Genomic DNA, 14,512 nt, shown 5'->3' on the forward strand with positions numbered 1-14,512 from the left:
TCGCTGGTGCGATACTTCGGCCATGCCCGCCGACCTCGTCGCCTTCGACCGCCTCGCCACGCCGCTGTTCTGGCTGGATGGCGACGGCCGCATCACCGCGCTGAACCCGGCCTTCGCCAGTTGGCTCGGGGTCAGTGCTCGGCGCCTCGTCGGTCTCGCCCTCGCGGAGCTTGACGGCGGCGAGCGCCTCGCGTCGGCGCTGCCTCGCGTGCCGCACGACGAGCAGGCGCTGCGCCTGCAGCGCGTGGGGCTCGGCTTCGGCGGCCTGACCGCGCGCTTCGCCGACGTCTGGTGCGTGCGTGAGGGCGACGGCGTGCGCGTCGAGCTGCACCCGGTCGAGGAGTTTCCCGGCGAAGACCCGGTCACCGCCCTGCCGCAGGCGTTGAGCGCTTCGTTGCGCGGGCTGGCGCACGAATTGCGCAATCCGCTGGCCGGGCTGAAGGGCGCGGCGCAGCTGCTGTCGCGGCGCACCAGCGACGCCGACAGCCGCGAGCTGGTCGGTTTGATCGCCAGCGAAGTCGAGCGCCTGAACGGCCTCGTCGACCGCATCCTGCATCCCGCCGCGCCGCGCCCCTTCGAGCCGATGAACATCCACGCCGTGCTGGAGCGCGTGCGCCAGCTCGCCGAAGCCGAGGCCGGCTGGTCGGTGAAGGTGGTGCGCGACTACGACCCCAGCCTGCCGGATCTCCTCGGTGACGCCGACCGGCTCACGCAGGCGGTGTGGAACCTCGTGCGCAACGCGCTCGAGAGCGGCGCCACCACCGTCGGCCTGCGCACCCGCGCCGAACACCAGGTGCTGATCGGCGACCGCAGCCATCGCCTCGCGGTGCGCGTCGAGGTGGGCGACGACGGCCGCGGCGTGCCCGAGGATCTCGTCGAGCGTCTCTTCCTGCCGCTCGTCTCGGGCCGTGCGGACGGCACCGGCCTCGGCCTGCCCTTGGCGCAGCAGATTGCGCGCGAGCATGGCGGCTCGCTGGCCTATCGCTCGCGCCCCGGGCACACGGTGTTCACCGTGCTGCTGCCGCTGCCCGATCCGGATGATGGCGCGGAGGCCGCGACGTGAGCCCGCGCATCTTCGTCGTCGACGACGATCGCACCGTGCGCTTCGTGCTGGCCGAGGCGCTGCGCGATGCCGGCTTCGCCGTGCAGGCCTTCGACAGCGCCGATGCCGCGCTCGCCGCGCTGGCTGCCGGTGAACGCGCCGACCTCGTGTTCACCGACGTGCGCATGCCCGGCACCGGAGGGCTCGATTTCCTCGAGGCCTTGCGCCGTCGCGACGCGACGCTGCCGGTCGTGGTGATGAGCGCCTACACCGATGTCGCCACCACGGCGGGCGCGTTCCGCGGCGGCGCACGCGACTACCTGCCGAAGCCCTTCGACCTCGATGCGCCAGTGCAGCTCGCCCGCGACCTGCTCAAGGCGCGCGACGGCGCCGTGGCGAAGGCGGCCGGGTCCGAATCCACGCTGCCGGAACCCGAAGGGCCGCCGCAGCTGGTCGGCGGCAGCGCGCCGATGCGCGATCTGTTCCGCGCCATCGGCCGCTACGCCCAGCTGCCACTGGCCGTGCTCGTCACCGGCGAAACCGGCACCGGCAAGGAACTCGTCGCGCGCGCCCTGCATGCCGAGTCGCCGCGCGCGACGCGGCCGTTCGTGGCCTTGAACACCGCGGCGATCCCTGCCGAGCTGCTCGAGTCCGAACTCTTCGGCCACGAGGCCGGCGCGTTCACGGGCGCCACCAAGCGCCACATCGGCCGATTCGAACAGGCCGACGGCGGCACGCTGTTCCTCGACGAGATCGGCGACATGCCCGCCGGCCTGCAGACGCGCCTGCTGCGCGTGCTGGCCGAGGGCGAGTTCTTCCGCGTCGGTGGGCGCGAACTGATCCGCGTCGACGTTCGCGTGATCGCCGCGACGCACCAGGACCTCGCCGCGCGCGTGCGCGAAGGCCGCTTCCGCGAAGACTTGCTGCACCGCCTCGACGTGCTGCGCCTCAGCCTGCCGCCGCTGCGCGAGCGTCGCGAGGACATCCCGCTGCTTGCCGCGCGCTTCATCAACGAGGCGGCCCAAGCCATGGGCTTCGGGCCGCGTCGCCTCGCCACCGCGGCGGTCGAACGCCTGCAACAGCATGCCTTCCCCGGCAACGTGCGCGAGCTGCGCAACCTTTGTTTCCGCCTCGTGGCGCTCGCCGCCGGCGAGCGCATCCCCGCCGCCGCGGTGGATGCCGCGCTGCGCGATGCCGGGGTGGTGAACGCGGGGTCGGGCGAGCCGGATTCCGCGTGGCGCCAGGCGCTCGAAGCCGCGGTGCAGGCGCGTCTGGCGCAAGGCGCGCAGGGCTTCGCGGAAGCCTTGCGCGAGTCTTTCGACGAGACACTGCTCGCCACCGCGCTCGCGCACCATCGCGGGCACCGTCAACGCGCGGCCGAGCAGCTCGGCATCGGCCGCAACACCGTCGCCCGGAAGCTCGGCCCCGGCCGGCGCGGCAGGAAGCCCGGATGACGCCCCCGTACATCGCCGTGATCTTCAGTTCGCAGCGCCGCGTCGATGACGACGGTTACGCCGCGATGGCCGAACGGATGGTGGCGCTGGCCGCCGTCCAGCCGGGGTTCCTCGGCATCGAGAGCGCGCGTGGTGCCGACGGCTTCGGCATCACCGTCTCGTATTGGCGTGACGAGGACGCGGTGCGCGCCTGGAAACGCGACGTCGACCACCTTGACGCCCAGCGCCGCGGCCGCGAGCACTGGTACGCCCGCTATGCCGTCCGCATCGCCCGCGTCGAGCGCGCCTACGGTCTCGACTCCGACGCCCCCTTGCTGCCAACCGAGCGCCCATGAGCCCGATCACGATCCGCGTTGTCACGCCCGCCGACCTCGAAACCCTCGCCCGCTGGGCCGAGGCCATGGCGCTGGAAACCGAAGCCAAGGTGCTCGACGCGGCGACGATCCGCGGCGGCATCGCCGCCGGCCTCGCCGACCCGCACAAGGCGCGCTACCTCGTCGCCGAGCACGACGGCCGGGCGGTCGGCACCTTGATGCTCACCACCGAATGGAGTGATTGGCGCAACGGCTGGTGGTGGTGGATCCAGAGCGTGTTCGTCGCCGAGGACGCGCGCCGGCTCGGCGTGTTCCGCGCGCTCTACGCGCATGTGGAGCACGAGGCGCGGGCGACGCCGGGCGTGTGCGGCCTGCGCCTGTACGTCGAGAACGACAACGCGCGCGCTCAGGCGACGTACGCCGCGCTCGGCATGCGCGATGCGCACTACCGGGTGTTCGAGGCAGAGTTCCGGCGGGACTGAGGCGGCTCAGCCCTTCCCGCGCTGCGCCAGCCATTGCCTCAGCATCGCCTCCGGCATCGGCCGGGCGTGCCAATAGCCTTGGCCCAGCTCGCAGCCGAGTGCCTGCATGAGTCGCGCCTGTTCCTCGGTTTCGATGCCCTCGGCGACCGTCGACAAGCCCAGTCGTCGCGCCAACCCCACGATGCACTCGACGAAGGCTTCATCGGGCCCCTCGCTGCGCTCGGAAACGAAGCGGCGGTCGATCTTCAGCGCATCGACCGGCAGCTCGCGGAGCTGCGCGAGCGAAGAGTAGCCGGTGCCGAAATCGTCGATCGCGACGCGCACGCCCATGGCGCGCAGGTGCTCGAGGCTGCGCCGCAGCGCCAGCGCTTCGTCCATCGCGATGGATTCGGTGATCTCGAGTTCCAGGCGGTCGCCGTCGAGGCCGTGGCGCCGCAGCAGGCGCTCGACCATCGCGACGAAGCCCGGGTCGCGGAACTGCGGCATCGCGACGTTGACGGCCATGCGCGCTGGCGCCGTGCCGCTGTCGCCCAGCCCCGCGAGCATCCCGCAGGCGCGGTCGAGCACGAACTCGCCCATCGGCACGATCAGCCCGGAGTACTCCGCGAGGGGGATGAACACGTTGGGCGGCTGCACCCAGCCGCCGCGGCCGTCGGGCCAGCGCAGCAGGGCCTCCACGGAGTGCGTCCGGCCATCGGCCAGCCCCACCTGTGGCTGGTACCACACCTCGAGGCGGTCGCCCTCCAGGTCGCGGCGCAGTTGCCCCAGCATCCCGAGCCGATGCCGGGTGTGTTCCGCGAGCCCGGCCTGGTAGAGCAGGGCCGAGTCGTTGAGGCTGCGCTTGGCCGCCTTCAGCGCGATATTGGCGTGGCGCAGCGCGGTGACGCCGTCGGTGCAGTCGCCGAGGTCGCACAGCCCGAGGGTGACGCGCGCCGGCGTCAGGTGTTCGCCGCAGGCGAAAGGCGGTTCGAAAGCGGCCTGCAGCTCGAACGGTGCGAGGCGTTCCGCATCACCCACCACCGCGAACACGTCGGCACCGATGCGGGCGAGCGAGGCGTGCCCGCCGAAGCGCTCGCGCAGGCGCTGGCCGACCGCGCTCAGCAGCAGGTCGCCGGCTTCCTGCCCGAGGCCGTCGTTGAAGTCGGTGAAGTGGTCGATGTCCACCAGCACCAGGCGCAGGTCTTGCCGTCCCGCCACGCCGTCGAGCTCGCGCAGCAGGCCGGAGCGGTTCATCAGGCCGGTGAGTGGATCGCGGAAGGCGAGCCGGTGCACTTCCTCGAAATGCTGCAGGTTGCTGAAGCAGGCCGAGAGATTGGAGGCGAACACTTCGAGCAGCTGGTGGTCGACGTCGTTGAGGCGCGTCGGCGTGGCGACGTAGATGGCCGCCTCGCGCTCGCGCGTCGAGAGGTAGAGCACGCTGTAGTCGTCACCGTGGACGTTGCGGCGCTCGCGCAGCGCGCGGGCGATGGCCGCCACCACCGGTTCGGCGTGGAGGTCGGAGAGAGGGTGCCACACCGCGCCGGCGAGGGCGCCGGCGGCACCGACCACGTACAGGCGGTTGTCGTTCGGGTCGAGCGGCGAGCCGCGCTGGGCGCAGACGATGCCGTCGATCGGGCCGCGCAGCAGGGCCTTGGCCTGGGTGAGCACGCCCTCGGCGAAATTGGCCAGCCCTTGCGGCTGCAGCAGGCTGGGCGAGGAGCGCACGATCAGCTCGAGGCCGCGCCTGCTCTCGTCGATGGTGCGGATCTGCTCGTGGCTCTTCACCGCGGAAGTGATCGCCGTGATCAGGCGCGTGCGCGACAGCTCCGCCTTGGTGAAGTAGTCGTTGATGTCGTAGCGCGCGAACACGCTGAGCTCGGGCGCATAGCCGGGCTGGCCGGTGCGCAGCACGATGCGTGTCGCAGCGAGCTCGCAGTCGTTGCGGATGAAGTCGACGAGGTCGAGCCCGGCGTTCTCGGTCTCCATCACCACGTCGAGCAGGATCACCGCCGGGATGTCGAGCGTGGGCAGGACGCGCCGGGCCTCGGTGGCGGAGAACAGGTGCACCAGCTCGAGGGGCCGGCCGTGCACGTGCACGTGGCGCAGCGCGAAGCGCGTGGCTTCGTGCACTTCCTCGTCATCGTCGACCACCACGATGCACCAGCCGGGCACCGCGCTATCGCCGCCTTCCTCCGCTTCCTTGGCGAAGCTGATCCACTCGTCGTTCATCCGCGCGTCTCCTCTCCGGCGGCCGGGGCGACCGCCGGCAATTCCACGATGAAGCTGGCTCCCGGTCCAGCGCCGTCCAGCAACTCGATGCTGCCGCCCAGCCGGCCGTGCACGAGGTTGTACACCAGGTACAGGCCGAGGCCGCTGCCGCCCTGCCCGAGTTTGGTGGTGAAGAAGGGGTCGAACACCCGATGCCGCAGGGCCGCGGGGATGCCCAGCCCGTCATCGGCGTAGCGGAGCCGGATGAGGGGTCCCGCCGCCTCGGCCGAGATGCGGATGACGCCGGCGCGCCCCGGCTCGAAGCCGTGCACGAGGCTGTTCTCGACGAGGTTGGTCAGCACCTGCTCCAGCGGCCCGGGGTAGCTTTCGAGCACCAAGCCGGGCGGGATCTCGACCTCGACCCGGTGCGGGGAGCGCTTGAGCCGCGGGCTCAGCGTGGAGAGCACGTCTTCCACCAGGGCAGCGAGGTCGAACTGCCGTCGCCGCACGCTGGCCTGGTCCACGGCCACCTGCTTGAAGTGGCTGATCAAGGCAGCGGCGCGCTGCAGGTTGCGTTCGATCAGCTCGGTGGCCTCGCTGTTCTCGGCCACGAAGCGGTCGAGCGCCGAACGCCTCACCGCGCCTTTGGCGAGCACGTCGGCGAATTGGCGATGGATGTCGTTGAGGGCGGTCGAGACCGTCAGCGCATTGCCGATCGGCGTGTTCAGTTCGTGCGCGACGCCGGCGACCAGGCTGCCCAGCGAGGCCAGTTTCTCGCGCTGCACCAGCTGCTCCATGGCCTGCGAGAGCGAGGCGTTCGCTGCTTCGAGCTCGCGCGTGCGCTCGGCCACGCGGTTCTCGAGGGTGTCGGCGAGCCGCTGCAGGTCCTCCTCGGCGATGACCCGCTCCAGCTCGGCGGCCACGCGGGCCTGGAACAGGTCGAGAAGCCGGGCGGCGGCATCGTCCGCGGCCATCGGCTGGCCGTGCAGGACCGCGAGCACACCGATCGGCCGGCCGTGGCTGTCATCCAATCGGCGACCGATGTAGGACCGCAAGCCGCGGGCGGCCAAGGCCGCATCGTCGGGGAATCGCTGGGTGACGCCGTCCAGCACCTCGATCTGCCCCTCCGCCAGCACCGCCGCGCTGGGGGTGCCGGCGATGGCGAAGTCCGCCCGCTCGCTCGGGCCGTCGCGGTGCGCCAGCGCCAGCGAGATCACTCGCGTCGGCGGCGAACCGTGGTAGCGCCCGATCATCACCCGCTCGACGTCCAGCACGCGCGCCAGCCCGGTGGCGAGGGCGAGGAAGAAGTCGCCGCCCACCCGCGCTTCGATCCGTCCTCGCAGCAGGGCCATGGCCTGGTTGGCCGTCTCCCGCTCCGTCACGTCGAACATCACGCCGGTGAGTTGGGTGGGGCGACCCGCGGCGTCGGCATGCACGCTGCCCAGTTCCCACACCCAGCGCGTCTCGCCGTCCCGGTCGCGGATCCGGTAATTCAGCTGGTACTTGCCAAGGCGGATCGTGGCGTCCGAAATCGCCGCCTCGCAGTGCGCCATGTCCTCGGGATGGATCAGCCGGGAGAAATGTTTGCCATCGCCCGCCAGCAGGTCGGAGGCCGTGAATCCGGTGAGGGCCACGATCTGCGGGCTGAGGAACTCCATCGGCCAACCGGCGGCGTTCCCGCAGCGATACACCGCTGCGGGCAGCTGTTCGACGAGGTCGAGGTACTGCTCCTTGCTGGCCCACAGCGCCGCCTCGGCGTCCCGGCGTTGCTGCAACTCCTTGGAGAGCGTGCCGATGGTGTCGCGCAGCCGCGCGGCGAGTGCGTCGAGCGCCTCGCCAAGTTGGCGGGCCTCCTCGGCGCCGGGCCAACGCGGCACCGGGCTGTAGTCGCCTTCGGCCAACCGTCGGGCAACATCGCTGAACCGGGCCAGCGGCGCCGCGATGCGGCGACCCAGCAGCAGGGAGGCGCCGAGCAGCAGGACCAACAGCAGCACGGTCTCCAGCACCCATTGGCGATTCAACTCGTCCTGCGGCGCGACCCATTCCGGCAAGGGCTGGCGCACCACCACGCGCCAGGGCGCATTCGGCACCGGCTTGATGGCCACGCGTTCGTTGCCGACCGTGAGCACGCGCTCCGCCATGCCGTCGGCCTTCGCACCCAAAGCTAGTTCGGCATTGCCGAGGGCTCCGACGCTGGCCAGCGTGCGGCCCTCCTCGTCCATGAGTGTGGCCGACAGGCCGGGGGTTGCGACGAGGGCCGTGGCCATCACTTGGCCGAGCACGGCCGGCTCCATGCGCATCCGCAGGACGCCGCGACGCTTTTCGTCCGCATCGCGCACCAGTGCGGTGAAGTAGAGCGCCGGTCGGCGTTCGCCCGTTGCGGTGTAGGGGCCGACCATCTGCGGATGGCCGGAGGCCACCACCCGCAGGAACCAGGGCTCCAGCGACTCGTCGCGGCCGAGGTTCACCGCCTGCGAGTCCTGCACCACGCGGCCCTCGAGGTCGAGCACGCCGATGGCGCCGATGTTCACCGTGTCGCGGCTGCCCATGGCGGCGAAGAAGCGGCTCAGGCGCAGCGGCGACGGGGCCGCATCGCTCGTCAGCATCTCTTCGAAGATCGGCAGGCGGGCATCGGCGCGCACGCTCTCCAGCCAGCGCGTCCGCGTGGCGGCGAGCAGGGCGGCGAGCTCGTCGGCATTGCCGGACAGCAGCAGGTCGCCGTTGCGCGCCGCATCGTCGCGGCGGTCGGCGAGGCTGCCCGCATTCACGAGGATGAGCGGAAGCGCGGCGAAGGCAAGGATCGCCGCGGCGACGCGGGTACGGGCCTTCATGGCGCGGTCGCGGCCTCGGGCAGTACCGCCGGGTCGAACATCGCCGCCGGGTCTGGCGGCTTGCTCAGGCTGCCGCGTTCGATGAAGAACGTGGCGTAGCGTTCGATCAGCGAGGCCAGCGGGGAATCGGCGCCGCCCGCCATCGCATGGCGGTTGTCGTCGAGCGAATACAGCTTCACCCCGGCCAGCGAGACGGTCGCGGCGTCCAGCCCGAGGGCGGCGGCCGCGGCGGCGTTGCCGGCCGCCGAGTCGGCGCGCCAGCGGTGCTCCGCCTCGAACCAGGCCCGCACGAAACCGCGGTAGGCCTCCGGATGGCGCTCCATCCCCGCACGCGTGGCCAGCACCACGTCGAGGATCAGACCCGGGGTGTCCGCACTGCTGAAGACCGGGGTCGCACCGGCCGCCACCGCTTGGCCGGCGTAGGGCTGCCAGGTGTGGCCGAAGTCGATGCGGCCTTCGGCCAGGGCCGCCGGCACATCGGAGGCGTCGACATTGGCCCAGACCACGTCGCCGGGGGCGATGCCCTCGCGCTCCAGCCAAGCGCGGATGAACAGCTCACCGAAACCGCCGAGATTGGTGCCGAAGCGCGGTGGGGCCGCGGGGTCGGCGCCGGCGGTGGGGGCGCGCAGCAGCTGGTCGCCGCCGGAGGATTCGTCGGCGACCAGCAGCACGACCACGTCGGGCCGGTTCCGCGAAAGGATGATGGCATCGCCAAGCGACACCGCGATGAGGTCGTAATGGCCGGCGGCGAACTCGGCGATCAGGCCATTGGTGTCGCGCGTGGCCACGACCTCGAGGTCGACGCCTTGCGCAGCCATCAGTCCTTCGCGCTCGGCGATGACCGCGGGGAAATACCCGGCCCAGAGGTCCATGCCCAGCCGCATCGGCGTGGGTGCACTGGGGGCGTCGGCGGTTCCGCACGCGCACAAGAACGCCGCCATGAGCGCTATCGCGCGCCAGCCCGCCTTGCCTTGCGTCGCCACCGCCGTGCGCATGCCCGGTTCCTGCGTGAGGCTTCCGAGCCCCGACTATAGCCCCGGGTGACGCCGGAGTTGGCGACTCAGCGCGTCAGGCCTCAGCCGCGCAGGATGGCGCGCGCGTCCTTGCCGACGGGGCAGTGGGCGAAGGTCACCTCGAGGCCGTGGGCGCCGAGAACCGCGGCGATCTGCCGCTGCCGGGCTTCGAAGTGGTCGAACAACCGTTCCATGCCCTCGGCGCCGAGCTTGCCGGCGTCGACGCCCGGGGGCACGAAGCCGCCGAGCGCCCAAGCGTCGGCATCGATCAGCGCGATCTGCGCCGCGCCGTTGGCATAGCGCACCAGCGGCTCGGGCGGGGCATCGAGCCACAGCTCGTCGTCGTCGCCGAACAGCGCGGCCTCGATCATCGGCCACAGGCCGGCGAGCCCCGCGTGTTCGTACTGGATGGCCATCATCGCCATCAGGTCGTGCAGGGTGAGATAGCGCATGTGCTCGACGCGCAGGCCGAAGGCGGACTGCGTCGCCAGGGCCGTGCCGGCGTTCGCCATGCCGGTGTCGAGCAGGCGCTCCTCCAGGGCTTCCCCGACGCGCTTCACGGCTTCGGCCGGCCCGCGCAGCAGGAAGGGCAGCACGCGCAGCGGGCCACCGGCGAGATCGGATTGCGGCACGAAGTCGGCGGGCAGGCCGTCGGCCCCGGCACCGAAGGCGATCACGCGGCCGCCCGCGTCGCCCGGCACGCGCGCCGCGTAGGCCTCGAGCAGGGCGTGGCGCGGCACGTTCGGCCGGAGGATTTCCGACGGGTCGTAGAGCGCCGCGGCCACGACGAGGTCGAGCGAGGCGGTTTCGGCCACCACGCGGGCGAGGTCGGCGGCGATACCGGCCGCCCAATCGCCGGCCTCGGCCTGCGGCAGCGCGTTGCGCCCGACAGGCGCCTCGCCGGCCAGCTCGATGGCGATCACGCCCAGGGTGGTCAGCACTTCCGGGGTCGGCATTCGGCTCATGGGCTTGGGCGGCTCGGCGGGGCGGTCTACCCTATTGTGGTCCAAAGTCACCGGCCCTGCGCCTTGTCCTCCTCCCCCGAAAACTACAAAGCCGCGTGGAACGCGCGGTCGGCCACGCTGTCCGATGGCATGGCCGCCGTCGATGGCAGCGCCGACGAGTCGGTGCTCGCCGCCACCGGTGCGTTCACCGCGGGCCAGGTGCACGCTGCGCTCGAGCTCGTGCCTTCCGACCGCGTGTTCGAGATCGGTTGTGGGGTGGGCCGCATCGGCGCGCAGCTGGCCGGCCACGTCGCCGTCTGGCACGGCATCGACATCGCCGAGAACATGGCGGCCCTCGCCCGTGCGCGCGTCGAATCGCATCCCGGCGCGACTGCCAGCGCCGTCGATGGCCCGCATCTCAAGCCCTTCGCCGACGCGTCGATGGACAAGGGCTACTGCGTGGCCGTGTTCATCCACATGGACAAGGAGGACATGGTCCTCTACCTGCGCGACGTCGCGCGCGTGCTCAAGCCCGGTGGCCTGTTCTACTTCGACCACTGGAACCTCTCGCATCCCGTCGGCTGGCAGCGCTTCGCCTACGAGGTCGACCAGGTGGCGCGCGGCGACGCGGCCGAGCGCAAGGACGTGGCGCGCAACCAGTTCTGCACGCCGGAGGAGCTGCGCCTCTACGTGCGTGCCGCCGGCCTCGAACTCGTGTTCGAGCACATCGACGCGCATCTCGTCGGTATGGTGGCGCGCAAGCCGGAGCATCCGCTGCCGGCCGTCGCGCCGTCGCCGCAGCCGATCGACCGATCGACGCTCACCGCCGGCTCCGCCGCCGTGGCCGAGCGCCTCGAGGCCGCCCGCGCCGACATCGGCTTCTCGCCGCGCTGGGTGCAGTGCTTCGCCGAGGCCTGCGAAGTGCTGATCGGCGGCCTGCACCCCGCCACCCTGCTCGACCGCTGGCGCGCCGAGCCCGGCCCGCCGCCCGAAGTGGCCATCCATATCGCATGGCTCGACGCGATCTGGCACCGTCACCCCCATCTCTGGCCGCCCGTCGCGGCCTGATGTCTCCCGGAGTCCCGTGTCCATGAATCCCCGCCCCGCCCGTCGCGTCGCCATCCTCGGTGGCCAACGCATCCCCTTCTGCCGCAACAACACCGCCTACTACGACGTCGGCAACCTCGGCCTGTCGATCAAGGCGGTTGGCGCCGTGGTCGAAAAGTTCGGCCTCCATGGCGTGCAGCTCGGCGAGGTGGCGATGGGCGCGGTGCTCAAGCATTCCAGCGACTGGAACATCGGCCGCGAAGCGGCGCTCTCATCGGGCCTGTCGCCCTACACGCCGGGCATCACCATGCAGCGCGCCTGCGGCACCTCGCTCGATACCGTCATCGCGGTGGCGAACAAGATCGCGCTGGGCCAGATCGAGGTCGGCATCGGCGGCGGTTCCGACACCACGTCGGACGTGCCGATCGTCCACAGCAAGGGCTTCCGCCGCCGCCTGCTCAACATGAACATGGCCAAGACCCCGGTCGACCGGATCAAGGCGCTGCTCAAGGGCTTCTCGCTCAAGGAGCTGGCGCCGGAGTTCCCCGGCGTGGCCGAGCCGCGCACCGGCAAGAGCATGGGCGAGAGCTGCGAGATCATGGCCAAGGAGTGGGGCGTCACCCGCGCCGAGCAGGACCAGCTCGCCTACGAATCGCACGCAAAGGCCGCCAAGGCCTACGCCGATGGCTTCTACGCCGACCTGGTGGTGCCCTTCCGTGGCGTCGACCGCGACAACATCCTCCGCCCGGAGACGACGGTCGAGAAGCTCGCCACGCTGAAGCCCGCGTTCGACAAGACCTCCGGCAAGGGCACGCTCACGGCAGGCAATTCCACGCCGCTCACCGATGGTGCCTCGGCCTGCCTGCTCGCTTCGGAAGAATGGGCCGCCGCGCGCGGCCTCGAGGTGCAGGCCTACCTGCGCGACGCGCAGGTGGCGGCGGTCGACTTCGTGCATGGCGACGGCCTGCTGATGGCCCCGGCCTGGGCCGTGGCGCAGATGCTCCAGCGCAACAACCTCACGCTGCAGGACTTCGACTTCTACGAGATCCACGAGGCCTTCGCCGCGCAGGTGCTCTGCACGCTGAAGGCCTGGGAATCGGCGGAGTTCTGCAAGGAGAAGCTTGGCCTCGACGCGCCGCTCGGTAGCATCGACCGCAGCAAGCTCAACGTCGTCGGCAGCTCGCTGGCACTGGGCCACCCGTTCGCCGCCACCGGCGCGCGCATTGTGGCGACGGCGGCGAAGCTGTTGAAGCAGAAGGGTTCGGGCCGTGCGCTGATCTCGGTCTGCACCGCCGGCGGGATGGGCGTCGTCGCTATCGTGGAGCGTTGACCGGCGGCGGGTTGAACACCGCCGTCGACCGCACCAGGCCGAGCACGTCGAAATCCTCGAGCGGCGTGCCCGGCGGCACCGGGTAGCCGCTCACGTGGATGATGCTGCGCTCTTGCAGCCTCGCCTCGCGCATGGCGGCCTCGAAATGCTTCTGGAACAGCGCGGAGTAGCTGCCATCGGCGAGTGCGCGCTGGAAGCCGCGCTCGATGGCGCGCGCCAGGTCCGGGCGACGCGGCGTGACGTGGAAGTAATCGTCCAGCGGGTAGTAGAGGGCGATGCCCGGCACCACCACCAGGCCGCTACCGGCCAGCCGAGGGTCGGCCAATTCGGGGCCCAGCTCGTTGACGCCGCGATTGAGGTAGTCGAAGCGGCCAGCCCGCAGCATGTCGAACAGGCCCGGGTAGTTGTTGCCGGTCGACACGCGGAAACCGAGGTCTGCCAGGGCCTCGCGATCCATCCAGGTGTCGCCATAGCCCATCACGAAGTCGCGCTTGAGCGATTCGAGGCTCTCGATCCGCATCAGGCGTTCGGCATCCGCGGGGCGCGCCAACAGCAGCCGCATGCCCAAGAGACCGCGGCGCAAGGGCTTCCGAACGACGATCAGCCGGCTGCGGTCCGACGCGAGGCTGGGCAGGGCCACGACGTCGACATCGCCCTGTCGCGCCGCCTGCAGCGCACGCGGCTGCTTCATGGCGTCGATGATCTCGACGTTCCACCCGCCGCCGGCGCGTTGCAGGACCAGTACGAGCAGCTCGGCGCTGAAGTCGAAGCGCTGGTCGCCCGGCTCGCCGCGGCTGGGGAAGCGCACCTCGCGGGCCGCGGGCGCTGCCGCCGCCGACTGCGCCGCGACGGGCAGGGCCGGGCAAAGCGCCAATGCGGCGAGCAGCAGGGGAAGCGCGATCCAGAGACGTCGCATCGGTGCTAGTCCGGGTCGGCGGGCTCGCCCAGGGGCTGGAAGACGCCCCGCGAGCGCACGAGCCCGAGCACGTCGAATTCCTCGAGCGGCGTTTCGGACGGCACCGGGTAGCCGAGCACATGGACGATGCTGCGCTCGCTCAGGCCGATCTCACGCATGGCCTCGCCGTAGTGGCGTTCGAACAACGCGGCATAGCTGCCGTCCGCCAGAGCGCGCTGGAAGCCGCGCTCGATCGATCGCGCCAGCGCCGGGCGTTGGGGAGAAACGTGGAAATAGTGGTCCAGCGGGTAGTACAGGGCGATGCCCGGCACCACGACCAGGCCGGACCCGGCCAGCTGCGGCTGTTGCCGTTCGGCGCGCAGTTCGCCAACGCCGCGGGTCAGGTAGTCGAAGCGCCCGGCACGCAGCATCTCGAACAGGCCGGTGTAGCGGCTGCCGTACTCCATGCGGAAACCGAGGCCGGCCATCACGTCGCGATCGAGCCAGTTCGCGCCGTAGCCCATCACGTAGCCGCGCTTGAGCTCCTCGACTGATCCGATGGTCATCAGGCGCTCGGCCATCTCCGGGCGGGCCAGCAGCACGCGCACGCCCAAGAGGCCGCGCTGCAGCGGATGGCGGACGGGGACCAACCGCGACTTCGCCGACGCCTGGTGCGGCAGCACCACGACGTCGACGAGCCCGTCGTGCGCCGCCTGGATGCGCCGTGGCTGGTTCCTGCCGCCGACGATCTCGAGGCGGAAACCCTCGTCCGACTTCGCCAGCACCAGCGCCAGCAGGTCGGCGGCGAACGCACCGCGCACGTCGCCGGGCTCCTCGGCGCGACCGGGGTAGCGGACCGTCTTTTCCGCCACGCGTTGCGCCAGCGTCTGCGCCTCGACCGGCGATACGCCGCCACCGAGCAGCAGCGTGCTCAGGACGACGGCGGCGAGGGCGGCGAAGCGGACCATGGGCC

The 14,512-nt window shown here is 71.3% G+C and carries 12 protein-coding genes; 6 read left to right on the forward strand and 6 right to left on the reverse strand.

The annotated features are described in order from the left end of the window. Positions 1-22: 22 nt before the first annotated feature. From O9255_RS02180 to O9255_RS02195, 4 genes are read left to right on the forward strand one after another with little or no spacing between them, the layout of a single operon-like run. The gene (locus O9255_RS02180; RefSeq protein WP_297865190.1) at positions 23-1,063 is read left to right on the forward strand and encodes an ATP-binding protein; all 1,041 of its coding nucleotides are present in this window, start codon (positions 23-25) and stop codon (positions 1,061-1,063) included. Continuing rightward, entirely contained in the window at positions 1,060-2,496 is a 1,437-nt protein-coding gene (gene ntrC / locus O9255_RS02185; RefSeq protein WP_297865191.1) for a nitrogen regulation protein NR(I), read from the forward strand. The genes O9255_RS02180 and ntrC overlap by 4 nt, the downstream gene beginning before the upstream one ends. Then, positions 2,493-2,831: an antibiotic biosynthesis monooxygenase gene (locus O9255_RS02190; protein ID WP_297865192.1), complete on the forward strand. Its 339-nt coding sequence runs from the start codon at positions 2,493-2,495 to the stop codon at positions 2,829-2,831. The genes ntrC and O9255_RS02190 overlap by 4 nt, the downstream gene beginning before the upstream one ends. Then, the gene (locus tag O9255_RS02195; RefSeq protein ID WP_297865193.1) at positions 2,828-3,292 is read left to right on the forward strand and encodes a GNAT family N-acetyltransferase; all 465 of its coding nucleotides are present in this window, start codon (positions 2,828-2,830) and stop codon (positions 3,290-3,292) included. The genes O9255_RS02190 and O9255_RS02195 overlap by 4 nt, the downstream gene beginning before the upstream one ends. 6 nt (positions 3,293-3,298) lie before the next feature. Here O9255_RS02195 and O9255_RS02200 read toward each other — a convergent pair whose 3' ends face one another. From O9255_RS02200 to O9255_RS02215, 4 genes are all read right to left on the reverse strand, one after another. Further along, positions 3,299-5,500 (reverse strand): EAL domain-containing protein, encoded by a 2,202-nt coding sequence (locus O9255_RS02200; protein ID WP_297865194.1) that lies wholly within the window; start codon positions 5,498-5,500, stop codon positions 3,299-3,301. Further along, entirely contained in the window at positions 5,497-8,310 is a 2,814-nt protein-coding gene (locus O9255_RS02205; RefSeq protein WP_297865195.1) for an ATP-binding protein, read from the reverse strand. Before O9255_RS02205 ends, O9255_RS02200 begins: the two co-directional genes overlap by 4 nt. Then, positions 8,307-9,305, reverse strand: a complete 999-nt coding sequence (locus O9255_RS02210) for an ABC transporter substrate-binding protein (protein ID WP_345781352.1) — start codon at positions 9,303-9,305, stop codon at positions 8,307-8,309. Before O9255_RS02210 ends, O9255_RS02205 begins: the two co-directional genes overlap by 4 nt. 80 nt (positions 9,306-9,385) lie before the next feature. Further along, positions 9,386-10,288: a hypothetical protein gene (locus O9255_RS02215; protein WP_297865196.1), complete on the reverse strand. Its 903-nt coding sequence runs from the start codon at positions 10,286-10,288 to the stop codon at positions 9,386-9,388. A 63-nt stretch (positions 10,289-10,351) separates the two neighbouring features. Between O9255_RS02215 and O9255_RS02220 the strand changes: the two genes are divergently transcribed. Beyond that, entirely contained in the window at positions 10,352-11,335 is a 984-nt protein-coding gene (locus tag O9255_RS02220) for a class I SAM-dependent methyltransferase (RefSeq protein WP_297865197.1), read from the forward strand. Between the two features lie 22 nt (positions 11,336-11,357). Then, the gene (locus tag O9255_RS02225; protein WP_297865198.1) at positions 11,358-12,644 is read left to right on the forward strand and encodes an acetyl-CoA C-acetyltransferase; all 1,287 of its coding nucleotides are present in this window, start codon (positions 11,358-11,360) and stop codon (positions 12,642-12,644) included. On the opposite strand, the gene O9255_RS02230 is transcribed toward O9255_RS02225, so the two are convergent. Then, positions 12,628-13,560: a hypothetical protein gene (locus O9255_RS02230; protein WP_297865199.1), complete on the reverse strand. Its 933-nt coding sequence runs from the start codon at positions 13,558-13,560 to the stop codon at positions 12,628-12,630. The two genes, O9255_RS02225 and O9255_RS02230, sit on opposite strands and share 17 nt — an antisense overlap. 5 nt (positions 13,561-13,565) lie before the next feature. Next, entirely contained in the window at positions 13,566-14,507 is a 942-nt protein-coding gene (locus O9255_RS02235) for a hypothetical protein (RefSeq protein ID WP_297865200.1), read from the reverse strand. Positions 14,508-14,512 lie beyond the last annotated feature (5 nt).

The sequence above is a fragment of the Silanimonas sp. genome (assembly GCF_027530345.1).
Classification (GTDB): Bacteria; Pseudomonadota; Gammaproteobacteria; order Xanthomonadales; family Xanthomonadaceae; genus Silanimonas.